Source organism: Mesorhizobium sp. ORS 3428 (assembly GCF_001854785.1).
GTDB lineage: Bacteria > Pseudomonadota > Alphaproteobacteria > Rhizobiales > Rhizobiaceae > Mesorhizobium.
Map to the genome: position 1 here is coordinate 104,639 of NZ_MDFL01000046.1, position 22,251 is coordinate 126,889.

A 22,251-nucleotide genomic window follows, 5' to 3' on the forward strand; every position below is an offset into this window, starting at 1 on the left:
CTTTCGCCCGACGTAATCTGGCCGGGATACTCCCGGTATCGCCATGGCCTTGACGGAGGCGAGCGTCGACGGCGATCGGCTGGCTTACCAGAAAGGACTTGACCATTTCGGCCTGGGCCTGCATCCGGGATGCCCGACTTGGGATCACGCATACGTCAACCGGAATTGCCGACATGACCGGAAAGACCTGGGCCTATGAGGATTTCGTCGAGGGCGCCTCGCTCGACCTCGGCAGCAAGAATGTCAGCGCCGCCGAGATCATTGAATTCGCCAGCGAATTCGATGCCCAGCCGATGCATCTCGACGAGGAGGCCGGCAAAGCGAGCATCCTGGGCGGGCTTTCGGCTTCGGGCTGGCACACCTGCGCGATGTTCATGCRCATGCTGTGCGACGCCTTCCTGCTCGATTCGACTTCCCAGGGTTCGCCGGGCATCGAGCATGTGAAATGGAAGAAGCCGGTTCTGGCCGGCGACCGGCTCAGCGGCAAGGTGACCGTGCTTTCCAAGCGCCAGTCCAAGTCGAGGCCTCAGCTCGGCCTCGTCAGCATGCGCAGCGAGCTGTTCAACCAGCGCGGCGAATGCGTCTTCGAACTCGAGAACACCGGCATGTTCCTGACGCGTGAGGCCGCCGCGTGACGCTCGACGAGTACTTCCTGATCGGCGAAACCGTCACGCTCGGCTCGCACACATTCGAGCCCGACGAGATCAAGGCGTTCGCCCGCAAATACGACCCGCAAATCTTCCATGTCGACGAGGAGGCGGCGAGGAAGAGCGTGCTTGGCGGGCTCTGTGCGTCGGGTTGGCACACCGCCGCCACCTGGATGAAATACAACCTGGCAAAGCGCATGGAGACCGAGGGCGTGCGCTGGACCGGCCCCGGCCCGCAGCCCGAATTCGGCCCCTCGCCGGGTTTCCGCAATCTGAAATGGCTGAAGCCGGTCTATGCCGGCGAGACGGTGACCTTCACGCGTACCGCACTTGCCCACCGCCCGCTGGCCGGGCGTCCCGGCTGGAGCCTGCTCACACTGCGCTCGGARGGTTTTGACTCGACCGGCGACAAGGTCATCGAGTTCGATAGCGCCGTGCTTGTGAAGGTGGAGTAGCGCCTCCCCGCAGACGAGAGAAGGTGCCCGAAGGGCAAATGGGGCAGTGCCCGCGCTGGCGCTACCCTCGGTGTTTCCATTGCCCCGGACCCCGCTCACATTTCTGGGCCAATGACGGCGGCTGCGCGCACATCCGGGATGGCCACTCGACRAGGTTCATCCCGCGACTAGTTGAGGAGAGCGGTTCATCTCCCAATCGATCGAAACAGCGCGCGCGACATGGACGRGAAACCCAGAAGCGAATCGATGTCGGCCTCCATCGGGTCAGGTGGCTACGTGAGCAAGGTTGWCTGGTACTTCCTGAGTCTCGGCCTGACCACTTTCGATGCGATGCGCGCGGTTATCTTGGCTGTCATGCTTGCGGGGATCGTCGGCCAGGCAACCGGCACCTGCCGAGCGGCGGAACCCCCCCTGGTGAAAATACAAACCATTCCGCTCGAAAACGTTCATGGCCGCATCGACCATCTGGCCGTTGATGTTGCCGGAAACCGCTTGTTCGTTGCCGAACTTGGTAACGACAGCGTCGACATCATCGACCTCAACGCCGGCAAAGCCTCCCGCAGGATCGACAAGCTGAAGGAGCCGCAAGGGATCGCCTATCTGCGCGACGGTGATTTGATCGCGGTCGCCAGTGCCGGAGACGGTACGGTGCGGTTCTTTCGAGCTGCAGATCTATCCCCTCTGGGGACCGTTGCCTTGGGCGACGACGCCGACAATGTCGAGACCGACCCCGCCACCGGCAGGGTGGTCATCGGATACGGCACTGGTGGACTGGCAATGATCGACCCRACCGACAGATCCAAGGTGGGAGAGATCAAACTGGCCGGACATCCGGAAGGTTTTGAAATCGACGCGAAGGCGAACCGGGCCTTCGTGAACGTGCCTGACGGGCATCAGGTCGCGGCTGTCGATCTTCGATCCGGCGAACAGGTCGCGACCTGGAAATTCGCTCGCCTCAGCGACAATTTTCCGATGGCGCTTGCCGGCTCGGGCGGGCCGCTCGCCGTTGTTTTCCGCAGCCCGCCAAAACTGGTGCTGCTCGATCCCGCGACGGGATCGGTAGAGCAAAGCATCGAAAGCTGCGGCGATGCCGACAACGTCTTTTTCGACGGCAAGCGGCAACGCTTCTATGTGAGTTGCGGCGACGGGACGGTCAACGTCGTTGGGCGCGACGCCGACAAGTTCCGAACGATTGGCCGCGTTCAAACATCCCGCGGAGCCAGAACATCCCTCTTTGTGCCTGAACTGGACAGGTTCTTTGTCGCAGCGCCTGCCGGAGAGCGCAACTCGCAGGCTGCTCTTCTCGTGTTTCGGCCGTCTCCGTGAAAAGCCGTGGCGCCGCTGCCCGCTGAACCCGATGCTGCCGCGATGGCCGAACGGAGCGGGATTACATCAATGTCCCTCGAACCCGATCAGAGTTCGCACCGGCACACCGAGCGCTTCCAGCTTGTGCCGCCCGCCGAGATCCGGCAGGTCGATGACAAAGCAGGCGGCGACGATGTCGGCGCCGATCTGCCTGAGCAGCTTGACCGCCGCTTCCGCGGTGCCGCCAGTGGCGATCAGGTCGTCGACCAGGATAACCTTCTCGCCCTCTGAAACGCCGTCCTTGTGCATCTCCATCTCGTCCAGCCCGTATTCGAGGCTGTAGGYGACGCGCACCGTCTCGTAAGGCAGCTTGCCCTTCTTGCGGATCGGCACGAAGCCGGCGGACAGCTGATGCGCCACGGCGCCGCCCAGGATGAAGCCGCGCGCCTCGATGCCAGCGATCTTGTCGACCTTCAGCCCGGCATAGGGATGCACCAGCTCGTCGATGGCGCGGCGAAAGGCGCGCGCATCACCAAGCAGGGTGGTGATGTCACGAAACAGGATGCCGGGCTTCGGATAGTCGGGGATCGTGCGGATCGCGGCAAGCAGCGTGTCTTCGAGCGAGGATTTCATGAGACTGGCTCTCCGCGTGTCGGGCTGTCGAAGGGCGTCGGCGCATCTCGGCGCGACGCAACCAGCAACGGCTACCGCGATGCAGCGCCGGAGACAAGCGCATCCAAAGATTGAGATCGCCTGCCTTGTCTCGTGCCCGCGCTTCGATCTCCGGCGGCCCAGCGTCTCACCGACCGCGGTAGGGCCGCATCGAAAGCCCACGCGGCCCCTCGCCTTCGGCACATGAAAAAGGGCGCCCGCAGGCGCCCTTGCCGATAGGCCCGCGAGGGAGCGAGGATCACATGCCGAGGTCGGAACGCAGCTCCGAGCGCGCCACTTCGTACTCGGCCTTGAAATCGGGCCGGCTGAGCAGGACCGCGRCAATCACGCTGCCGGAAATCTTGCCCATCTCGATGTCGGACGGATAGTGGATGCCGCCGACCACGCGGTTGTGGGCATATTCCGCCGCGCGCGCCATGATCTCGGCGCGCTTTTCCGGCACCATGTCGGACAGGATGATGCCCATTATGGTCCCGACCGTCGCATGGCCTGACGGCCAGGAACCGGAATTCGACAGCTTCACGATCGGCTTGACGAGTTCGCTGAGCTGATGCGGGCGCGGACGCTTCCAGACATCCTTGGCGGGGTCGACGACCGCGCCTTCGGTAGCCGCAACGCGATCGAAGAAGGCGGCGAACTTCGGCAGCGTCTCCTTGTTGAACTTCGGCCCCATCACGTCGGCGAAGCGCCAGACATTTTCCTCGGCATCGGCGATGGCGCGCTTTTCCATCTCGGGCGTGCGCGTCACCTGCAGCGTAAGCACCTCGGCGATTTCGGCCTTGGTCTCGGCCGAGTCGTTTGCCGGAGGCGGCGRCAGGATCATCGTAAGATCGATGTCCTTGTTGGTGACGAAGGGCTGGGCGTCCTCGGCGCGGACGGTGGTGCCGGCAACGAGAACAAGCAGCAGGGCTGCAAACGGCGCAAATCTTTTCATGGGTGCGATCCTCTGGTGAGAGCAACGCAGGATCGCCGGATGCGGTGACGGCCATATGACATGGCCCAGGGCCGCTGACGCGGTCATAAAGAAAAGGGCGCCCTTGTGGCGCCCTTCGAACTTTGCTGCCGATCGCGGCTCAGTGCGGCACGTCCGCCCAGACCTTGCGCTTGGTCATGTAGACCAGCGCGCCGAAGAGCAGCATGAACACCAGTACGCGGAAGCCGGTCTTCTTGCGCTCCTCCAGATGCGGCTCCGCGGCCCACATCAGGAAGGCGGCAACGTCGCGCGCATACTGATCGACCGTCTGCGGCGAGCCGTCGTCATAGGTCACCTGGCCGTCGGAAAGCGGCTTCGGCATTTTCAGAGACACGCCGGACAGGAAGTACGGATTGTAGTGCGTGCCTTCCGGGATCACCATGCCGGCCGGCGGCGTCTGGTCGTAGCCGGTCAGGAGCGAGTGGATGTAGTCCGGGCCGCCCTGCGCATACTGGGTGAAGATGTCGAAGATGAAGCGCGGGAAGCCGCGCTCGACGCCGCGCGCCTTGGCGAGCAGCGACATATCGGGCAGGGCGGCACCGCCATTGGCGGCGGCGGCGGCCTCGGTGTTAGGGAACGGCGCCGGGAAGTGATCCGACGGCTTACCCGGGCGATCGAACATTTCGCCGGCGTCGTTCGGGCCATCATGGATGGTGTATCCGGCGGCCAGCGACTTGATCTGCGCTTCCGAATAGCCGAGGTCCTCCAGCGTGCGGAACGCCACCAGGTTCATCGAGTGGCAGGCCGAGCAGACCTCCTTGTAGACCTTCAGGCCGCGCTGCAGCTGGGCCTTGTCGTAGGTGCCGAACGGACCGGCGAAGCTCCAGCTCATTTCCTTCGGCTCGTTGATCGGGAAATGCGTCGGTGCTGCCGGGTTATGCTCTTCCGCGGCGATGGCTGCGGTGCCCGCGGCCACCAGGCCAAGCAGCGCCAGCGAGGTGAGAATCTTCTTCATGCCAAATCCCCTCAGATTCTCAGCCCTTGGTTTCCGGCGCGGCCGCCGCGCCTGCCGGATATCCGCCGGCCCGCTTGTTCTTTTCCAGCACGGCCTCGGTGATCGAGTTCGGCAGGCGCCGCGGAGTCTCGATCAGGCCGAGCACCGGCATGATGACCAGGAAGAAGGCGAAGTAGAACAGCGTCGCCATCTGCGCCATGAAGWCATAGCTGCCTTCCGCCGGCTGCGAGCCCAGCCATCCGAGGAGGATGGCATCTGCGACGAAGAGCCAGAAGAACAGCTTGTACCACGGCCGGTAGACTGCCGAGCGCACCTTCGAGGTGTCGAGCCACGGCACAAGGAACAGCATGGCGATGGCGCCGAACATGYACAGCACGCCGCCGAGCTTGGAATTGATCGGCCCGATGTTGAAGGTGATGGCGCGCAGGATCGCGTAGAACGGCAGGAAGTACCATTCCGGAACGATGTGGGCCGGYGTCTTCAGCGGATTGGCGACCGTGTAGTTGTCCGGATGGCCAAGGTAGTTCGGCAGGTAGAAGACGAAATAGGCGAAGAAGAACAGGAACACGAGCATGCCGAACGCGTCCTTGATGGTGGCGTAAGGCGTGAACGGAACCGTGTCGGTCTTCGACTTGACCTCAATGCCGGTCGGGTTCGACTGGCCGACGACATGCAGCGCCCAGATGTGCAGCACAACGACGCCGGCGATCATGAACGGCAACAGGTAATGCAGCGCAAAGAAGCGGTTCAGCGTCGGATTATCGACCGCGAAGCCGCCAAGCAGCAGTTCCTGGATCCAGTTGCCGACCAGCGGAATGGCGCTGAAGAAGCCGGTGATGACGGTGGCGCCCCAGAAGCTCATCTGACCCCAGGGCAACACGTATCCCATGAAGCCGGTTGCCATCATCAACAGGTAGATGATGCAGCCGAGGATCCAGAGCAGCTCGCGCGGCGCCTTGTAGGAGCCGTAGAAGAGCCCGCGGAAGATGTGGATGTAGACGGCAACGAAGAAGAAGGAGGCGCCGTTGGAATGGAGATAGCGCAGCAGCCATCCCGAATTCACGTCGCGCATGATCTTCTCGACCGAGTCGAAGGCGAGATTGGTGTCGGACGTGTAGTGCATAGCCAGCACGATGCCGGTCAGGATCTGCGCGGCCAGCATGATCGACAGGATGCCGCCGAACGTCCACATGTAGTTGAGGTTGCGCGGCACCGGATAGGCGACGAAGCTGTCATAGACCAACCTGGGCAGCGGCATGCGGGCGTCGAACCAGCGTCCGATCCCGGTCTTCGGCGTGTAGGTGGAATGTCCCTCGCTCATAGAAATATCCCCTGCCTCAGCCGATACGGATCTTGGTGTCGGAAATGAACTGGTAGACCGGTATCGCCATGTTCTCAGGCGCCGGGCCTTTGCGGATGCGGCCGGCGGTGTCGTACTGCGAGCCGTGGCACGGGCAGAACCAGCCGCCGAAATCGCCTTCCTGGCCGAGCGGGATGCAGCCGAGATGGGTGCAGACCTGCACCATCACCATCCAGGCTTCCTTGCCGGGCGTGCTGCGATTGGCGTCGGTCGCCGGCGCGTCGGCCGCCAGGTTGGCGTTGCGGGCGATCGGATCCTTGAGGTCGTTGAGGCTGACCGCGGCGCCGTCCTTCATTTCCTTCTCGGTGCGGTTGCGCACCACGACCGGCTTGCCGCGCCACTTGACGACCAGCGAGCTGCCGGGCTGCAGCGAGGAGACATCGACCTCGACCGAGGCCAGCGCCAGCGTCGAGGCGTCCGGCCGCATCTGGTCGATGAACGGCCAGGCGACGACCCCTGCGCCGACCACGGCGGCCATGCCGGTGGCGACGTAGAGGAAATCACGACGGTTGGGATCGTGGATGTCGGTTGCGCTCACGGGTGCCTGATCCTTTCGCCTCTTCAGTGCCGGCGGACGAGCCTTGTTCCCCGCTCGATCGCGCCCGCCMGACAGCGCATGGCGAACAGGCTAGCGAATTCCTCCGGCATTTGGAGTTCGGTTTATGCGTGAAGGCCGTTTTTGTCCAGACGCGCAAGGGCACAAGGGCACATTGTCGCGGGCGCCTGTCACAGCCCTCGCCGGGCCTTGGTTGACGGGCCCTCCATGAGTGCAAAACAGCGCGAAATCCGCGGCCAAACAGAGCCCTGCCAGCCCCGGCGGAGGTCGCTGACCCGACCTATTCTGCGGCCATGGCGCATGTCGTACGCTGCGGCAAATGGGCCGAAGCGTCATCGGGCGGCCGGATTGAGCCGCCCAGGAAAGCGGGATGCCGTTTCCGCACCAATTTGCGTAAAGCACACAGATAGGGCGTGCGGCGATTCTCCGAGAACGCAGCGGGCAGGATGGCGCGGATGGCGGCTGTGGCTGCCAACGATGAAGATGGATCGACGATGGCCGGCATCAAAATCGACACGCAGCGTATGCTCTCGGACCTGGACGAGTTGCGCAGTATCGGCGCAGTGGAAACYGGTGTGGTGCGCCCAGCCTATTCAGAAGCCGATCGGCTGGCGCGGGCATGGCTTGTTGGGCGCATGCAGGCCGCGGGTCTGGAGGCTTCGGTCGACGCCATTGGCAACGTCTTCGGYCTTCCCCCAGGAAACGACAAATGCATTCTGGTCGGCTCGCATTCGGACACCCAGCCCGAGGGCGGTTGGCTCGATGGCGCCTATGGCGTGATCGTCGGATTGGAAATCGCCCGCGCAAGCCTTGAGCAGGGCGGCCCACCCGTCGCGTGCGTTTCCTTCCAGGATGAGGAAGGCCGCTTCTCGACACTGACGGGAAGCCGCGTCTGGACAGGCCTGATGTCGATCGAAGAAGCTGACCGCTGCCGCGACCCCACCGGGCTGCGGCTCGGCCAGGCGCGCCTGGAGCGTTCCGGCCTGCCCCGCGCCGTCGAAGTGCCCACAAGCCGGTTCCGGGCATTCCTTGAAATCCACATCGAGCAAGGACCGGTCCTCGATTCTGCCGGCGAGCGCATCGGGGTCGTGGAAAACATCGTCGGAATCCGGACCGAGCGAATGAGTTTCCTTGGTGAGCAGAACCATGCGGGCACCACGCCGATGCATCTGCGCCGCGACGCCTTCCAGGGTCTTTGCCGTTTCGTGTCGWCGGTGAATGGAAGGCTGGCCGACGTGGTGACGCCGGCCAGCGTCTGGACTGTCGGGCAGGTGGACCTGCATCCCAATGCCGACTCGATCGTTCCTGGCCTTGTGGATTTCACGATCCAATGGCGGGACGCAGACGACCAGCGCCTCGACCGGATGATGGAGGTCATCTACGCCGCGGCGCGTGAGACAGCCGAGAACCTTGGGCTCGAATGGCGGCATTTCGGTTGCGAGATGCTTGCGCCGACCCGGTCCGACGCGGCATTGGTCGAAGCGTTGGCGAGGGCGGCGGAGCGCCTGGCGCCAGGGCTTTGGCGCCGGATGCCGTCGGGCGCCCTTCACGACGCGGCCCACGTCTCGTACCGCATGCCGATGGCCATGCTCTTCGTTCCCTCGAAAGGCGGCATAAGCCACAGCTTCGCGGAAGACACGGAACGGGCTGATCTCGCGCTAGGCGCCGAAGTGTTGTGGGAAACGGTCGCGAGTCTAAAGTAGCAGCCATCGCCTGCCTCGGGCCTCGGCACGGCCGCCCCGACCCGATGACCGCCGCCATGTACATATTTCTAAGGCCCGCAAGTGACTGCTAGCTCGCGCCGAGCCTGACCAGCACCGCCCTCGGGATATCGTACTCGCGGATCACCGCGTCGTGCTTGCGCAGGCCGCAAAGCTCGCGCTGGATGAAATAGCCGTGGACCGCGTCCGCCGCCTCCTTCAGCAGCCGGCCGCGGTTCTCGCCTTGGCCGTTCTGGCGCAGCTTTGCCAGTGTTTCCTCGACGCGCTGGCCGGCGCGGCCAAGGGCTGCCGCCTTCTCGGCGAGGATTTCGTGGCCGAGCAAGTCGAGCGCGCTTTCCTGCGCGCCGGACCGTCCGAAATTCGAGGGCATTCTGACCGACATGGCTGCGTTCTACTCCGCCGGCCGCGTCTCTTCCAGCACGCTTTCCTCGTTGAAGAGGAAGCCGCCGGACTGCCGCTTCCACAGCCGCGCATAGAGGCCGTCGAGCGCCACCAGTTCGTCATGGGTGCCCTGTTCGACGATGCGGCCGCCGTCGAGCACCACAAGCCGGTCGAGCGCCGCGATGGTGGAGAGCCTGTGCGCGATGGCAATCACGGTCTTGTCTTCCATCAGCCGCGCCAGGTTCTTCTGGATGGCCGCCTCGATGTCGGAATCGAGCGCCGAGGTCGCCTCGTCGAGGATGAGGATGGGCGCGTCCTTGAGGAAGAGGCGGGCGATCRCCACACGCTGCCGCTGGCCGCCGGAGAGCTTGACGCCGCGCTCTCCCACATAGGCCTCGTAGCCGGCGCGCCCGCGGTTGTCGCGCAGCCCCATGATGAAGTCATGCGCCTCGGCTTTGCGTGCCGCGGCGATCACCTGCGCGTCGGTCGCGTCCGGCATGCCGAGCTTGATGTTGTCGCGCAGCGGGCGGTGGAAGAGCGCCGTGTCCTGGCTGACCACGCCGATATTGGCGCGCAGGGAATTCTGCGTCACCTCAGCGATGTCCTGGCCGTCGATCAGGATCTTGCCGCCCTCGAGGTCGTAGAGGCGCAGGATGAGATTGGCGAGCGTGGTCTTGCCGGCGCCGGACGGGCCGACCAGCCCGACCTTCTCGCCCGGCCGCACCACGAGATTGATGCCGTCGAGAACCCCTGCCCCCTTGCCGTAGTGGAAGGTTACGTTTTTGAGGTCGATGCGGCCGCCGACAACGATTAGTTCCTTGGACCCAGGCGCATCGGTCAGGCCAAGCGGCTGCGAGATCAGCGCCTTGGAATTCTCCAGCACGCCGAGATTCCTGAGGATGCCGTTGAGCTGCATCATCAGCCGGCCGAGCAGCATGTTGAGCCTCAGCACAAGCGACAGCGTGAAGGCGACGGCRCCGACGGTGATCGAACCTTCGACCCAGAGATAGACGGCAAAGGCGGCGATCGCGGTGATCATCGCGCCTGAGAGCGCCGTCAGCGCCATGCGCACGCCCGTCAGGCGCCGCGTGAAGGGCCGCAGCGCGTCGAGATAGATGTCGAAGCCGTTGCGGATGTAACGGTCGTCGCCGTCGGCCGCGAACAGCTTCAGCGTCTGCACATTGGAATAGGAATCGACGATGCGGCCGTTGATCATCGAGCCGGCCTCGGCGGTCGCCTCGGCATGCCGGCGGATCGAAGGCAAATAGAGCCTGGCCAGCCAGCCGAAGGCGACGATCCAGATTACCACCAGCACCGCCAGCCTGAGGTCGAGGCCCGCGACCAGCGCCAGCGTCGTCACCGTATAGACGATCATGAACCACACGACCTCGAGGAAGCTCTCCATCAGGTCGCCCGTCGCCTGCCCTGCCTGCCAGACCTTGGTGGCGATGCGCCCGGCGAAGTCGTTCTGGAAGAAGGCATAGGACTGGCGCGAGACATGCCGGTGCGCCTGCCAGCGCACCAGATTGTAGAAGCCCGGAGTGATCGTCTGCTCGTCGACCAGCGCAGACAGRCCGACCACTATCGTGCGGACGATCAGCACCACTGCCCCCATGAAAAGGAGCTCGGGGCCGGCGGCGGTCCATAGCGCATGCCAGCTGCGCTGGCCGGGAAGCTGGTCAAGGATATCGACCAGCCGCCCGACGAAATAGAACAGTCCGGCCTCGACAAGCGGCGCCACGCCGCCGATGACGAGCATGGCGAAGAAGGCGAGCTTCGCCTGACCGACATAGTGCCAGATGAACCCGCCGAYGCCGGAAGGAGGCCGAAGATTCGCGGGCTCGCGGAACGGGTAGACCCAGTGCTCGAACCAGCGATAGATGGCCTTCATCATTCCGCGGCTTCACCCTTGGCAATCGCATCGTTGGCGGCCTCGGCCGGCATGTCGTCGAGCAGGAAGCCGCCGGACTGGCGCTGCCAGAGCTGCGCGTAGAGCCCGCCTTCGGCGACGAGCTCCTCATGCGACCCTTCCTCGATGACACGGCCCTTGTCCAGGACGACGAGCCTGTCCATCGCGGCGATGGTCGACAGCCGGTGCGCGATGGCGATCACGGTCTTGCCCTGCATCAGCTTGTACAGGTTCTCCTGGATCGCCGCCTCGGCTTCCGAATCGAGCGCCGACGTCGCCTCGTCGAGGATGAGGATCGGCGCGTCCTTCAGCATAACGCGGGCGATGGCGATGCGCTGCCGCTGGCCGCCGGACAATTTGACGCCCCGGTCGCCGACATGGGCATCGAAATTCTTGCGGCCGTCGGAGTCGGAAAGCTCGGAGATGAAGTCCAGCGCCTCCGCGCGCCTCGCAGCCTCGATCAGCATCTCGTTGCTGGCGCTCGRCCGGCCGTAGAGGATGTTGTCGCGCACCGAGCGGTGCAGCAGCGAGGTGTCTTGYGTCACCATGCCGATCTGCGCGCGCAGCGAATCCTGCGTCACCGCGGCGATCTCCTGGCCGTCGATCAGGATCCGGCCGCTTTCCAGGTCRTAGAAACGCAGCAAGAGGTTGACCAGCGTCGACTTGCCGGCGCCGGAGCGGCCGACGATGCCGACCTTCTCGCCGGGCTTCACGTTGAGCGACAGGTTCTCGATGACGCCTTTCTGTTTGCCGTAGTGGAAGCGGATGTCCTCGAAGCGGATCTCGCCTTGGGTCACGGCGATGTCCTTGGCGCCCGGCCTGTCCTCGACCAATCGCGGCAGCGAGATTGACTGGATGCCGTCCTGGACCGTGCCGATGTTCTCGAACAGTCCCGACATCTCCCACATGATCCACTGCGACATGCCCCACATGCGCAGCACCAGGCCGATAACTACGGCGACGGCGCCGATCGTCACGGTTTCGCCGAGCCACAGCCAGAGTGAGATCGCCGTGACCGCGAACAGAAGCAGCGAGTTCAGGATGTAGAGCAGGCCATAGAGCACCGTCACCAGCCRCATCGAGCGGTAGACGGTGTCGAGGAAGTTCGACATGCCTTCCTTGGCGAAGCCCGCCTCGCGGCGCGCATGGGAAAACAGCTTCACCGTCTGGATGTTGGTGTAGCTGTCGACGACGCGGCCGGTCATGGTCGAGCGCGCATTGGCCTGYTCCTCGCCGACCCTGCCGAGCCGCGGAATGAAATAACGCAGGAGCCCGATATAGCCGACCAGCCACACGGCAAGCGGCGCCGCCAGCCGCCAGTCGGCCGAGCCGACGATGAACAGCATGCCGAGGAAATAGACGATGACGTAGTTGAGGACGTCGATCAGCTTGATCACGCATTCGCGCACGGCGAGCGCCGTCTGCATGAGCTTGGTGGCGATGCGGCCGGCGAATTCGTCCTGGTAGAAGGCCATGGACTGCTTGAGCAGGTAGCGATGCACCTGCCAGCGGATGCGCATCGGATAGTTGCCCATCAGTGTCTGCTGGTTGAGCAGCGAATGCAGCCAGACCGTTCCGGGCAGCGCGAACAGCACGACGAAAGCCATGCAAGCGAGCTTCCAGCTCTCGGTTTGCAGGAAGGTTTCGCGGTTCTGCGCCGACAGCCAGTCGACGATGCGCCCGAGGAAGCCGAACATCCACACTTCGGTGAAGGCGATCGCCGTCACCAGCACCGCATCGAGGAGGATGTAGGGCCAAGCCCCGCGCGTATAGTGCACGCAGAAGGCGATCAGCGTCTTCGGCGGCTCGACCGGCTCCGCGGCGGGAAACGGATCGAGCCTCTTTTCAAACCAGCGGAACATTGCAGGCACTCGACTGACTGTGCTCACGCGGCGCGGAATTGATGGACGAGATTCCTCGGCCGCGCGGCGCCGCGGGCCGGCGATACGGAATCACCCGCATCGCCGGCCCTGCTTCGCGCAATATAGGGTGTCGCGGGCTTTTCGCCGACAGGCTCGCCAGAGGATACTGACGGCCCCGAACTTTCCGACGAAAAGCTCTCCCCAGCCCCTGCTTTCTCGCCCGGCCGGAACAGCCTTGCGATGCGGCGCACCAGCGAAGGCCGGCTGTGATCGGGCACGGCGCGCGAGAAATCGACATCCGGCAGCATACCGCGATGCGGCCGCCGGCGCGCCTCGGCATGCACCGCCGACGAGTAGGTCTCGCCGATCAGCAACGCCCAGGTCGCCATCTTGCGCTCGTGCAGGTTTCTCGAGCCGGGTATTCTGTATGGATCGAACATCGGTCCGTCCTCCATGGGTAAATGCGTTAAAAAGGGTGGTGCGAACTCGACCTCCGGCATTCGGCCGGAGGCCCGATATGCGTCGGTCGGGACTTGACGATGAGCGTCGGTCCGGACACGACGACAAACATCGGTCTTGACAGGTTCAGGTGGGGCGAGGCGCCCCTTTGGCAGTTTGAAAAACATCGCAAGATTCCTTCGAAAGCCGAAACTGGGTTCGGCGGGAATCGGTGCGATGAGGTCTTAAAGTGTCAGAAGAATCGTCGTACCGAAACCGCCATTGGGCATACAGGAGCCCCGGAGAGGAGCTGGATGTGCATGGTCATCATGTGGYCCCCCTCCATCGGTTCGGGTTGACGATGATCGGCATATACTCGACTTCGCAGAAAATGGCCACCCGCCAATCCAGAAATCGCCTAAACCTGGAGACGCCTGTGGCCGATCTGCCACTTATTAGAAGGATGCGGAAATGAACGACCGTCTCCGCATCGCGCTCTACCAGCCTGATATCGCCGGCAATACCGGGACAATCCTGCGTTTCGCCGCCTGCCTTGATCTGGGCGTCGATATCATTGAGCCGGCCGGCTTCCCGCTCTCCGACCGGGCGCTCAAACGGGCTGGCATGGATTACCTCGAAATGGCGGCGCTTACCCGCCATGCCGACTGGCACGCCTTCGAGGAATGGCGCCGGGCGCGTGCGAGCCGCCTTGTGCTGCTCACCACCAAGGCCGCGACCGCCTACACTGATTTCGCCTTCGTCGCCGGCGACATCCTTCTGTTCGGCCGTGAATCCGCCGGCGTGCCGCAAGAGGTTCATCAGGCGGCGGATGCGCGACTGACCATTCCAATGCGGCCGGGCGCGCGCAGCATCAATGTCGCGCTGTCCGTTGCGATGATCACCGGCGAAGCGCTCCGCCAGCTCGGATAGGATCTCTACCCTCCCCCTTGCGGGGAGGGTGGCAAGCGAAGCCTGCCGGGTGGGGGTCGAAGGCCACAAAGTACCCCCACCCCTTTCCGYCGCGTCGCTGCGCGACGCCGCTCCACGACTCTCCCCACAAGGGGGAGGGTAATCAGCGATTCTCACCCAGGCGCACATCGCCTTCTCCTGCATTTGCCTTGTCTGGCTTTCCTCGCTACAAGCTCAACCTAACTTGAGGTCAAGCGGAAAGTGTGAATGGCGCCGGTGAGGGAATTGACGGTCGGGCAGGTAGCGGCGCGCAGCGGCGTGGCGGTATCGGCACTGCATTTCTACGAAGCACGCGGCCTGATCCGCAGCCATCGCACCGCCGGCAACCAGCGGCGCTACAGCCGCGACGTGCTGCGGCGCGTGGCGATCATCCGCGTCGCCCAGGAGGTCGGCATCTCGCTGGCCGAGATTGCCGCTGCGTTCCAGTCCCTACCCGAGGGCCGCACGCCGACGCGCGAGGATTGGAATCTGCTTTCAACGGCTTGGCGCGACGGGCTCGACCACAAGATCAGCCAGTTGAAGAAGCTTCGCGACGGCCTGACCGACTGCATCGGCTGCGGCTGCATGTCGATCGACAAGTGTCCGCTCAGAAACAGGGACGACAGGCTGGCCAGGGAGGGCACCGGAGCGAGGCGGTTGCTGGYGCGGTAGGTGCGCGGCGCCAGTTGTCTGGAACCGGCGGCCGCAAGATTGCTCCCAGCAAGAGACACCTTGATCCACAGCGCCAAAGAAACCTATCCTGTGGCGCTGGTTTGGAGATCCTGATGGTGACCAGCACACTCCCTGCGCCCCACGCGGCCCTTCTCGACCGCGTTCTGACTTCAATTCGGCACGATCCTCGCTTCGAAGCCGTGCTGGCAGGCGGTTCGCTGTTGCACGGCGGCTTCGATGATCAGTCGGACCTTGATCTGATCCTGGTCGTTCGTCCCGATGCCTATGACGAGGCGATGACCGACCGGCGCTCGATCGCCGAGAAAATCGGGAACTGTCTTGCCGCCTTCAGCGGCGAGCATGTGGGYGAGCCGAGGCTGCTTATCTGCCTGTTTGGCCCGCCATTGATTCATGTCGATCTCAAATTCGTCAGGCTTGYCGATCTGACGCAAATTGTCGAAAGCCCGAAGATCATCTGGGCACATTCGCAGCAAGCGGTCGCTGACCAACTCGCCCAAGCCGAGATTCATTGGCCCGAGAACGAGCCCCAATGGTTCGAGGATCGGGCTTGGGTCTGGCTGCACTATGGAGCAACGAAATTGTTGCGCGGCGAACTCTTCGAGGCGATCGAAATGCTGGGCTTCTTCCGGGAACACGTGCTCGGCCTGATGTTGGCTCGAAATGCCGGGACGCCCCAGCGCGGCGTGCGGCGAATTGATGAAAACGGCGTGGCCCGATCGCGCCTGGTTGGCACGGTTCCCGCATATGAGCGGGAAAGCGTCAGGGATGCGTTGGTGAAATCGATCGAACTATACACCGAGTTGCGAGCCGTAAACCCGCCCAAGGTGACGACACGCGCCATGCCGGCAGCGCTGCTCGACTATATCGAAACCGGATGGAATTGACCCAGCCTCTCAATCGGCTCCCGGCAGCCGCCGCATGGTGAACTCGATAACGTCGCCCGGCCGCTCGAACCAGCTTTCGATCTCGGTCCAGTAGGCCTGTTTGGGAAAGCRCTCGAACCATTCCTTCGCCTTGAGCCGTGYGGCCGGACGCGGCAGCACGAAGGTCTCGCGCAGGAATCCGTCGCGCGGCTCTTTTTCGCGCTCGGCTCGCGAGCGCTCCAGCCTCTTCTTCAAGCCATCCAGCGGCGGTCTTGCCGGGGTGCGCACGAGGGAACTCCTTTGCGCCTTGGTCAGACGGGACTTGACCCTTGCCTTCAAGAGATTAGGGATCGCGCGCAGAAAAGACGAGTCATTTGTCAGGCAAGTGGGCCTGTAACTGGAGACGGATTTGGAACGACCTGACCTTCCCGTGGGCCTGCCGGGCGACATCGAGCAGAAGAAGATGAAGGCCCGCCTCTGGTTCGAAGCGCTGCGCGAGCGCATCTGCGCCGCTTTCGAGCAGATCGAGCAGGAACTCCAGGGACCTCTGTCCTCATGGTCGCCCGGCCGTTTCGAGAAGACGCCGTGGGAGCGCGATGAGGGCAAAGGCGGCGGCGGCACCATGTCGATGATGCGCGGCCGCGTCTTCGAGAAGGTCGGCGTGCACACCTCGACCGTCTACGGCGAGTTTTCGCCCGAATTCAGGAAGCAGATCCCCGGCGCGGAGGAGGATCCGCGCTTCTGGGCGAGCGGCATTTCGCTGATCGCCCATCCCTGGAACCCCAACGTGCCGGCTGTGCACATGAACACCCGCATGGTCGTGACCACGCGCCGGTGGTTCGGCGGCGGCGCCGACCTGACCCCGGTGCTTGACCGCCGCCGCACCCAGGACGACCCCGACACGATCGCCTTCCACCGCGCCATGCAGTTCGCCTGCGAGCGGAACGCCGCGGTCGCCGACTACCCGAAATTCAAAGCGTGGTGCGACGAGTATTTCTTCCTGCCGCACCGCAACGAGCCGCGCGGCGTCGGCGGCATCTTTTTCGACTGGCTGCATTCGGGCGACGACAAGGGCGGCTGGGACGCCGATTTCAATTTCGTCCAGGATGTCGGGCGCTCATTCCTCGTTGTCTATTCCCACCTCGTGCGGGGCAATTTCAACCAGAACTGGACCGACGGCGACCGCGATGAACAGCTCATCCRCCGCGGCCGTTACGTCGAGTTCAACTTGCTCCACGATCGCGGCACCATCTTCGGCCTGAAGACAGGCGGCAATGTCGCCTCGATCCTATCCAGCATGCCGCCCGAGGTAAAATGGCCGTAAACATCCGGTGAACGGGAAGCCGGCCCGCGACACGGCCGGGGCGGTCAAGATCATGAAAGTGAAGCCCTGCTCGCCAAAAACAGGATCAGGCAGCAAGAAAGGCGGGGCAGCGCTGCCCGCCTTTGCTTTCTCCCGAAGACGGCGAAGCGCGGTTTGCCGCCCGGGTTCGATGCAACCGAAACCGACAGGTATGTGTTATGCTGATCCAACTGAGCAATTCCTGGAAAGTGCTCAGCGGTTTTCCCGAATTGCTTAAAAAGCAACACATGGAACGGGAGTCCAAGACTGGACCGCTCCACAGGAGGAAAGGAACGACCAATGAAGGAATTCCAATGCGGAACACTTGTCCCGGGTTGTGACTGGCATACGCGCGCCGAAGAAGAGGCGGAGGTGATGCGCCGCGCCGTCGAACATCTGCGTGAAACGCATGGCGAAACTATCATCCGCGAGACGATGATCGAGGCGATCCGCTCGCGCATCCAGAAGGTCCGCGACGCGGCCTGAGGCATCAGTCACGGCCAATCGCGGATTTCGCACGATACCACAGGCAAGAACGGCAAGCGGGATGCGGCCGGGTGCTGCATCCCGCTTGTTTCGCGGCGACCTGCCTGATCGTCGGTAAGACTTCGCTTTCGCCGAGCTCTGGCAAAAACTTATATTCGTAGCGGCTTGGATAACCCCACGGTAACGGTCTCCATGCGATCGTCGAGCGCATGATCCCGGCCATGGCGGCTGCCCGACAAGCCGTTCGCCGCCAGGCTGGGCCGGTCCCATGGGCAAGGTGCTGCGCGCATGCGCGAAAGGTCCGACAGTCGAAGCGGCTTCCGTGCAGCRGCACTCCTGTTTTGCGCCTTCATCGGCACATCGCYGGCGGCCGCCCAGGAAATGACCACCTCGCTCGTCGACATTCACCAGGGCTCGCCGCTCAGCGATCGCGCGCGAGGCCTCGCCAACGGCGGCTATGAGCTGCAGGACGGAAGCTGGGTCTCGTTCAATCGGTGGTACCACAGCAATTGGGTCGACATGCACGTCGATTTTCTCACGCAGCTCACTGAAAACAGCGGCATCCTGTGGGGTTTTGGCACCGGCGAACAAGCCGAGAAGTACCGCATTCAGCCGAGCTTTAAGCTCGGTTTTCTCACCCAGACTCATCCGAGCCCGGACAGCACCCTGTCCCTTTCCGTTACCACGACCTTCGGCGGCAACCTGACCGAAAAGCCCTGCGTGGCCGACTACGGGGATCTGGGCACCTACAGCGTCAATTGCCGGCTCGCGGCCGGTGAGACGGCGCCTGAGGAAACGCTGAAATATCTGGTTAACGCTAGACCCGAAAGGCTGCGCCTGTGGCTCAATTACCGTGTTACCTTCTGATCGCCGCGAGGCCGTGCATGGGAAATCCTCCTGCTCCCGAACTTCGCGATCCTCCGTCCTCGTTCCTGTTTGACCGGGAGTAAGACCATGTCTGTCAATTTCTGGAAGTTCGGTATCGCCGCGGCGCTCGTCCTTCTGCCTGCATCCTTCGCGTCGGCGCAGGAAGCCCCCGACGCGGACGAGATGGCCGCGCTGTGCCACGGCGGCGGATCCATATGCGTAAGCGCAAAGATACCCGCTGTAAGGGCGACGACCCAGACGGTGCAGAGCTGGATGAGCCCCGACGTCGGCGCCGCGTGGGCGGCGGGCTACAAAGGCCGGGGCGTCACCATCACCATCGTCGACGACTTCAGCAGTTCATCGCGCTTTTACGGCAATTTCGGCATCGGCACGCAATACCAGCGGCACGGCGAATGGACGCGCGAGGAAGCAAGCATGATCGCTCCCGCGGCGACCATACGTTCCAAGGATTTCTCGACCGGCTCGGCCGTTCCGCTGGCAAGCGGCCGCAACGTGCTCAATCTCAGCTACGGCATGTACGCCAGCGCGGGCTACAGCGTGAACCAGATCTGGTGGGCCCCGGAGGAGCAGTCGATCATTTCCTACGCCTCCAAAGGATCTGCCATAGTGTCGAAAGCGGCCGGCAACGACTCGGTTGCCGTCGGCGGGGTCACCGGCGGCCAGCAGGACTATCTCGACCTCGCCCTGATCGGCAAGCCGACGGCGATCTTCGTCGGCGCGCTGTCGACAAACGGCACGACATCCAACAAGGCTCAGCTTGCCTGGTATTCCAATTACGCCGGCTCCGACCCGAYCGTGCAGAGCCATTTCCTGGTGGTCGGTGTCGAAGGTGACAAGACGGGCCTTTACGGCACCTCTTTCGCCGCGCCGATCATCTCCGGATACGCAGCGATCATCGGCAGCAAGTTCACGAAGGCGACGCCGGTTCAGATCACCAACGACCTGCTCAACACGGCCCGCACCGACACGCTGGCCAACTATGACCCCTCCGTCTACGGCAAGGGCGAGGCAAGCCTTTCGCGGGCGCTGGCCCCCGTGGCGATACACTGACCGCGCCGATCGGCGTTATCTAAAGCGCGTCGCGATCTTCAGATTCGCCTCCATGCGCTTTAGGTTTTTGATTTTACGCATGTCTTTGTCCCGAAACCGGTTCCCACTTTCGGGAGACATGCTTAACCCTCGAGGGCTTTCGCGGCGCGTTCGAGCAGTGCGCCGCGATCCATGGTGAAGCCGGAGTCCACCCACTCCTTCTCCAGGTTTTTCAGCGTGGCGCCGAGCTTCGGGCCGGGCGACCCGCCGAGTGCGGTCAGGTCGGYGCCCTTGATCGGTAAGGCGGGCCTCTCCCATTTCGAAGCGAAATTGAAGAGGCGCGAAAAGCCGCCGGCCTCCACCATGGCCTTATTGTCCTCGACGGCGCGGGCCCGCGCCGCGGCGAGCGCAAGCCGCAGCCGATCGAGGAAGCCGCCGCGATCGCCGGAATAGAGCCTTTTCGAGAATTCCGTCTCGGTCATCTTGGATTCCGGTGGAACGGTCAGCGCCCAGTGCCGCAGCCGTTGCGCCTCCCCGTTCGAAAGTCGCAGCCTTTCGGCAAGCGCCTTCAAGCGCGCGACATCCGGCGGAACGATGGCCTCCAGCCTGAGCATCGGATCGGCAGCCCAGCCGAGATCCTTTTCGGTCCTGACCAGCCCGTGGATAGCGTCGATGCCCCATTTCTCGCTCTCCGGCAGCACGGCCGAGAGGACGCTGGCCTGGCGCATCCACAGCAGGGCGCRCGAGGGATCGGACGCCGATAAGAGCTTCTTCAGCTCGGACCAGACGCGCTCGGCCGAGAGCCGGCCGAGCCCGTCCTTCAGCCTGGCGCAGGCTTTCAGGCCTTCGGCGTCGGGCCGGCCGTCGCCATACCAGGCGAAAAAGCGGAAGAAGCGCAGGATGCGCAGATAATCCTCGCGGATGCGCGCTTCCGGATCGCCGATGAAGCGCAGCCGCCGCGCCTCGATATCGGCGACGCCGCCGACAAGGTCGACGATCGTGCCATCGGCCTCGGCATAGAGCGCGTTGATGGTGAAGTCGCGTCGTTCTGCGTCAAGCTTCCAGTCGCGCCCGAACGTCACTTTCGCCCGCCGGCCGTCGGTCTCTATATCGGCCCTGAGCGTGGTGACTTCATGGGTCTTGCCGCCCGCGACCACCGTGATGGTTCCATGCTCGATGCCGGTCGGCACCGTCTTGAAGCCGGCGGACTCGGCACGGCGGATCGTTTCCGCGGGCACGGTCGTCGTGGCGATGTCGATGTCGGCGACCGGTTGGCCGATGAGCGCGTTGCGGACCGCCCCACCCGCCACGCGCGCCTCTTCGCCGCCCTCCTTCAGCGCGGCAAGCAGGCGCTGCAGGTGCTTTTCGCCGAGCCAGTCGGCCCTGCCCGAAAGTGACATCTCGGCGCTCACGCATAGAGCCTTTCATAGAKCGTGCGGATGATGCCGGCGGTGACGCCCCAGATGCGCTGGCCGCCATAGGGCATCTCGTAGAAGAACCATTCGAGGTCGTTCCACATGCGGCTGTCGCGCGCATGATTGGCGGGGTCCATCAGGAAGCGCAGTGGCACTTCGAAGGCCGCGTCGACCTCGTCGGCATTGAGCGCCAGCGAAAAGCCAGGCCGCACCACGGAAAGCACCGGCACGATGCGGTAGCCGCTGCCGGAAACATAGTCCGGCATCCGGCCGATGATTTCGATGTGGTCGCGGTCGAGGCCGATCTCCTCGAAGGTCTCGCGCATCGCCGCGGCCTCGGGGCCGGGATCAGTCGGATCGATCGTGCCGCCGGGAAAGGCCACCTGCCCGGAATGGCTGCGCAGCCTCTCCGCGCGCTTCGTGAGCAGCACCGTGGCGCCATCGGCATGATCGATGACCGGGATCAGTACCGCGGCATCGCGCAGCGGCTTGATGTGCTGCAGCCTGGGATGGCCGGGATTGAAGCGGTGATCGCCGAACTCGTCGCCAGGCTGCACCTCAGCCTGCGCCGAGACGCGGGCGCGAAAATCCGCAATCGAGAACGGCACCGGCGCCACCTGGTCCATCACGCGCTTAACCGCTCGAGTTTTTCGGCCGGCATGATCGGATAGACCTCGCCGCCGGAGCGAACGGCGAACATTGCCGTGCCGTCTATGTCGATCTCCTCGCCATGCTCGACGAGTTCGTACATCACCGGCCGCGCCAGCAGCGCTTCCAGCCGCCCACGCACCAGCACATAGGGCTTGAGCCCGCCCGTGGCGTCCTCGTCGACGAAGCGCAGCGGATGGCCGGGTCCGACGGTTACGACGTCGCCGACATTGGTGCGGAAAGTAATGACCTGCTTGTCGCCGGTGCCCGACACGTTCATCTCGACGGCGATAAAGGGCGCATCGGCGACGCGGATGCCGACGCGCTCCACCGGCGTAACCAGATAGGTCTTGCCGTCGGCGTCCTTGCGCAAGACGCTCGAAAAGAGCTGCACCAACGGCATGCGTCCTATCGGCGTGCCGAGATAGAACCATGTGCCGTCGGCCTTGATCTCCATGTCGAGATCGCCGCAGAAGTCCGGATTCCAGCGCTCCACGGGGGCCGGTCCCTTGCCGRCCCGCGCCGCCCGCGCGATCAGCGCTTCGAGCCCGCGCGCCTCGGTGGCACCAGTCAGGCTCTGTTCGCTCAGGCTCTGCCCGCGATGTCCGCAATGCTCGGTCATTGTCACGAAATAGTCACTGTTGTTACGCTTGTCAGCCTAGGTCTGTGATTTAAGTTCAATCGCAGGCGCTAGGCGAGGCCGAA

At 63.8% G+C, this 22,251-nt stretch carries 24 protein-coding genes; 11 read left to right on the forward strand and 13 right to left on the reverse strand.

Annotated elements, in window-relative coordinates; all coding sequences use genetic code 11:
• The first annotated feature begins 173 nt into the window (after nucleotides 1-173).
• From ORS3428_RS06275 to ORS3428_RS06285, 3 genes are all read left to right on the forward strand, one after another.
• Nucleotides 174-635, forward strand: a complete 462-nt coding sequence (locus ORS3428_RS06275; RefSeq protein WP_071095570.1) for a MaoC family dehydratase — start codon at nucleotides 174-176, stop codon at nucleotides 633-635.
• On the forward strand, nucleotides 632-1,102 hold the full coding sequence (locus ORS3428_RS06280) for a MaoC family dehydratase (protein ID WP_071095572.1): 471 nt from the start codon (nucleotides 632-634) through the stop codon (nucleotides 1,100-1,102). Before ORS3428_RS06275 ends, ORS3428_RS06280 begins: the two co-directional genes overlap by 4 nt.
• A 246-nt stretch (nucleotides 1,103-1,348) precedes the next feature.
• Nucleotides 1,349-2,428 (forward strand): YncE family protein, encoded by a 1,080-nt coding sequence (locus tag ORS3428_RS06285; protein ID WP_244507866.1) that lies wholly within the window; start codon nucleotides 1,349-1,351, stop codon nucleotides 2,426-2,428.
• A gap of 66 nt (nucleotides 2,429-2,494) precedes the next feature.
• On the opposite strand, the gene ORS3428_RS06290 is transcribed toward ORS3428_RS06285, so the two are convergent.
• The 5 genes from ORS3428_RS06290 to petA all read right to left on the reverse strand — a co-directional run bounded on the left by ORS3428_RS06290 (nucleotide 2,495) and on the right by petA (nucleotide 6,905).
• Complete coding sequence (locus tag ORS3428_RS06290) at nucleotides 2,495-3,040, reverse strand: adenine phosphoribosyltransferase (RefSeq protein WP_071095574.1); 546 nt, start codon at nucleotides 3,038-3,040, stop codon at nucleotides 2,495-2,497.
• 277 nt (nucleotides 3,041-3,317) lie between these two features.
• Complete coding sequence (locus tag ORS3428_RS06295; protein ID WP_071095576.1) at nucleotides 3,318-4,013, reverse strand: acid phosphatase; 696 nt, start codon at nucleotides 4,011-4,013, stop codon at nucleotides 3,318-3,320.
• A gap of 139 nt (nucleotides 4,014-4,152) precedes the next feature.
• Complete coding sequence (locus ORS3428_RS06300) at nucleotides 4,153-5,007, reverse strand: cytochrome c1 (RefSeq protein ID WP_071095578.1); 855 nt, start codon at nucleotides 5,005-5,007, stop codon at nucleotides 4,153-4,155.
• A gap of 19 nt (nucleotides 5,008-5,026) precedes the next feature.
• Nucleotides 5,027-6,328, reverse strand: a complete 1,302-nt coding sequence (locus ORS3428_RS06305; RefSeq protein ID WP_071095580.1) for a cytochrome b — start codon at nucleotides 6,326-6,328, stop codon at nucleotides 5,027-5,029.
• A gap of 16 nt (nucleotides 6,329-6,344) precedes the next feature.
• Nucleotides 6,345-6,905 carry a ubiquinol-cytochrome c reductase iron-sulfur subunit gene (petA, locus tag ORS3428_RS06310; protein ID WP_071095582.1) on the reverse strand — a complete coding sequence of 187 codons (561 nt, stop codon included), beginning with the start codon at nucleotides 6,903-6,905 and terminating at the stop codon, nucleotides 6,345-6,347.
• Nucleotides 6,906-7,378: 473 nt separating this feature from the next.
• On the opposite strand from petA, the gene ORS3428_RS06315 reads away from it, so the two are divergent.
• The gene (locus ORS3428_RS06315; RefSeq protein ID WP_201788293.1) at nucleotides 7,379-8,626 is read left to right on the forward strand and encodes a hydantoinase/carbamoylase family amidase; all 1,248 of its coding nucleotides are present in this window, start codon (nucleotides 7,379-7,381) and stop codon (nucleotides 8,624-8,626) included.
• An 88-nt stretch (nucleotides 8,627-8,714) separates the two neighbouring features.
• On the opposite strand, the gene ORS3428_RS06320 is transcribed toward ORS3428_RS06315, so the two are convergent.
• From ORS3428_RS06320 to ORS3428_RS06335, 4 genes are read right to left on the reverse strand one after another with little or no spacing between them, the layout of a single operon-like run.
• A complete protein-coding gene (locus ORS3428_RS06320; protein ID WP_071095584.1) occupies nucleotides 8,715-9,026 on the reverse strand; it encodes a DUF6665 family protein in 312 nt (103 codons plus the stop codon).
• A 9-nt stretch (nucleotides 9,027-9,035) separates the two neighbouring features.
• Nucleotides 9,036-10,919 (reverse strand): ABC transporter ATP-binding protein, encoded by a 1,884-nt coding sequence (locus tag ORS3428_RS06325; protein WP_071095586.1) that lies wholly within the window; start codon nucleotides 10,917-10,919, stop codon nucleotides 9,036-9,038.
• Complete coding sequence (locus ORS3428_RS06330; protein WP_071095588.1) at nucleotides 10,916-12,796, reverse strand: ABC transporter ATP-binding protein; 1,881 nt, start codon at nucleotides 12,794-12,796, stop codon at nucleotides 10,916-10,918. The genes ORS3428_RS06325 and ORS3428_RS06330 overlap by 4 nt, the downstream gene beginning before the upstream one ends.
• A gap of 23 nt (nucleotides 12,797-12,819) precedes the next feature.
• The gene (locus ORS3428_RS06335; RefSeq protein WP_083355019.1) at nucleotides 12,820-13,236 is read right to left on the reverse strand and encodes a hypothetical protein; all 417 of its coding nucleotides are present in this window, start codon (nucleotides 13,234-13,236) and stop codon (nucleotides 12,820-12,822) included.
• Nucleotides 13,237-13,705: 469 nt separating this feature from the next.
• Between ORS3428_RS06335 and ORS3428_RS06340 the strand changes: the two genes are divergently transcribed.
• The 3 genes from ORS3428_RS06340 (at nucleotide 13,706) to ORS3428_RS06350 (ending at nucleotide 15,759) form a co-directional block, all read left to right on the forward strand.
• Nucleotides 13,706-14,164, forward strand: coding sequence for a tRNA (cytidine(34)-2'-O)-methyltransferase (locus tag ORS3428_RS06340; protein WP_071095591.1), 459 nt, complete (start codon nucleotides 13,706-13,708; stop codon nucleotides 14,162-14,164).
• Nucleotides 14,165-14,410: 246 nt separating this feature from the next.
• Complete coding sequence (gene soxR, locus ORS3428_RS06345; protein ID WP_071095593.1) at nucleotides 14,411-14,854, forward strand: redox-sensitive transcriptional activator SoxR; 444 nt, start codon at nucleotides 14,411-14,413, stop codon at nucleotides 14,852-14,854.
• A gap of 113 nt (nucleotides 14,855-14,967) precedes the next feature.
• On the forward strand, nucleotides 14,968-15,759 hold the full coding sequence (locus ORS3428_RS06350; RefSeq protein ID WP_071095595.1) for a hypothetical protein: 792 nt from the start codon (nucleotides 14,968-14,970) through the stop codon (nucleotides 15,757-15,759).
• A 9-nt stretch (nucleotides 15,760-15,768) separates the two neighbouring features.
• Here ORS3428_RS06350 and ORS3428_RS06355 read toward each other — a convergent pair whose 3' ends face one another.
• A complete protein-coding gene (locus tag ORS3428_RS06355) occupies nucleotides 15,769-16,026 on the reverse strand; it encodes a hypothetical protein (RefSeq protein WP_071095679.1) in 258 nt (85 codons plus the stop codon).
• A 121-nt stretch (nucleotides 16,027-16,147) separates the two neighbouring features.
• On the opposite strand from ORS3428_RS06355, the gene hemF reads away from it, so the two are divergent.
• From hemF to ORS3428_RS31215, 4 genes are all read left to right on the forward strand, one after another.
• Complete coding sequence (gene hemF, locus ORS3428_RS06360) at nucleotides 16,148-17,062, forward strand: oxygen-dependent coproporphyrinogen oxidase (protein ID WP_071095597.1); 915 nt, start codon at nucleotides 16,148-16,150, stop codon at nucleotides 17,060-17,062.
• A 318-nt stretch (nucleotides 17,063-17,380) separates the two neighbouring features.
• Entirely contained in the window at nucleotides 17,381-17,566 is a 186-nt protein-coding gene (locus ORS3428_RS06365; RefSeq protein ID WP_040970995.1) for a DUF1059 domain-containing protein, read from the forward strand.
• Nucleotides 17,567-17,947: 381 nt separating this feature from the next.
• Nucleotides 17,948-18,433 carry a hypothetical protein gene (locus ORS3428_RS06370; protein WP_244507867.1) on the forward strand — a complete coding sequence of 162 codons (486 nt, stop codon included), beginning with the start codon at nucleotides 17,948-17,950 and terminating at the stop codon, nucleotides 18,431-18,433.
• Between the two features lie 87 nt (nucleotides 18,434-18,520).
• Nucleotides 18,521-19,504 carry a S8 family serine peptidase gene (locus ORS3428_RS31215; RefSeq protein ID WP_083355017.1) on the forward strand — a complete coding sequence of 328 codons (984 nt, stop codon included), beginning with the start codon at nucleotides 18,521-18,523 and terminating at the stop codon, nucleotides 19,502-19,504.
• Nucleotides 19,505-19,626: 122 nt separating this feature from the next.
• Here ORS3428_RS31215 and ORS3428_RS06380 read toward each other — a convergent pair whose 3' ends face one another.
• From ORS3428_RS06380 to ORS3428_RS06390, 3 genes are read right to left on the reverse strand one after another with little or no spacing between them, the layout of a single operon-like run.
• Complete coding sequence (locus tag ORS3428_RS06380; RefSeq protein ID WP_071095682.1) at nucleotides 19,627-20,883, reverse strand: CCA tRNA nucleotidyltransferase; 1,257 nt, start codon at nucleotides 20,881-20,883, stop codon at nucleotides 19,627-19,629.
• Between the two features lie 8 nt (nucleotides 20,884-20,891).
• Nucleotides 20,892-21,524: a CoA pyrophosphatase gene (locus ORS3428_RS06385; protein ID WP_071095601.1), complete on the reverse strand. Its 633-nt coding sequence runs from the start codon at nucleotides 21,522-21,524 to the stop codon at nucleotides 20,892-20,894.
• Complete coding sequence (locus ORS3428_RS06390; protein ID WP_071095603.1) at nucleotides 21,524-22,168, reverse strand: DUF1285 domain-containing protein; 645 nt, start codon at nucleotides 22,166-22,168, stop codon at nucleotides 21,524-21,526. Before ORS3428_RS06390 ends, ORS3428_RS06385 begins: the two co-directional genes overlap by 1 nt.
• Between the last annotated feature and the right edge of the window lie 83 nt (nucleotides 22,169-22,251).

Excerpts from the sequence above, each read along its gene's own strand:
- ORS3428_RS06335 (WP_083355019.1), bottom strand. The coding sequence starts at position 13,236 with ATGTTCGATCCATACAGAATACCCGGCTCGAGAAACCTGCACGAGCGC.
- ORS3428_RS06300 (WP_071095578.1), bottom strand. The coding sequence starts at position 5,007 with ATGAAGAAGATTCTCACCTCGCTGGCGCTGCTTGGCCTGGTGGCCGCG.
- ORS3428_RS06340 (WP_071095591.1), top strand. The coding sequence starts at position 13,706 with ATGAACGACCGTCTCCGCATCGCGCTCTACCAGCCTGATATCGCCGGC.
- ORS3428_RS06365 (WP_040970995.1), top strand. The coding sequence starts at position 17,381 with ATGAAGGAATTCCAATGCGGAACACTTGTCCCGGGTTGTGACTGGCAT.
- ORS3428_RS06370 (WP_244507867.1), top strand. The coding sequence starts at position 17,948 with ATGACCACCTCGCTCGTCGACATTCACCAGGGCTCGCCGCTCAGCGAT.
- ORS3428_RS06320 (WP_071095584.1), bottom strand. The coding sequence starts at position 9,026 with ATGTCGGTCAGAATGCCCTCGAATTTCGGACGGTCCGGCGCGCAGGAA.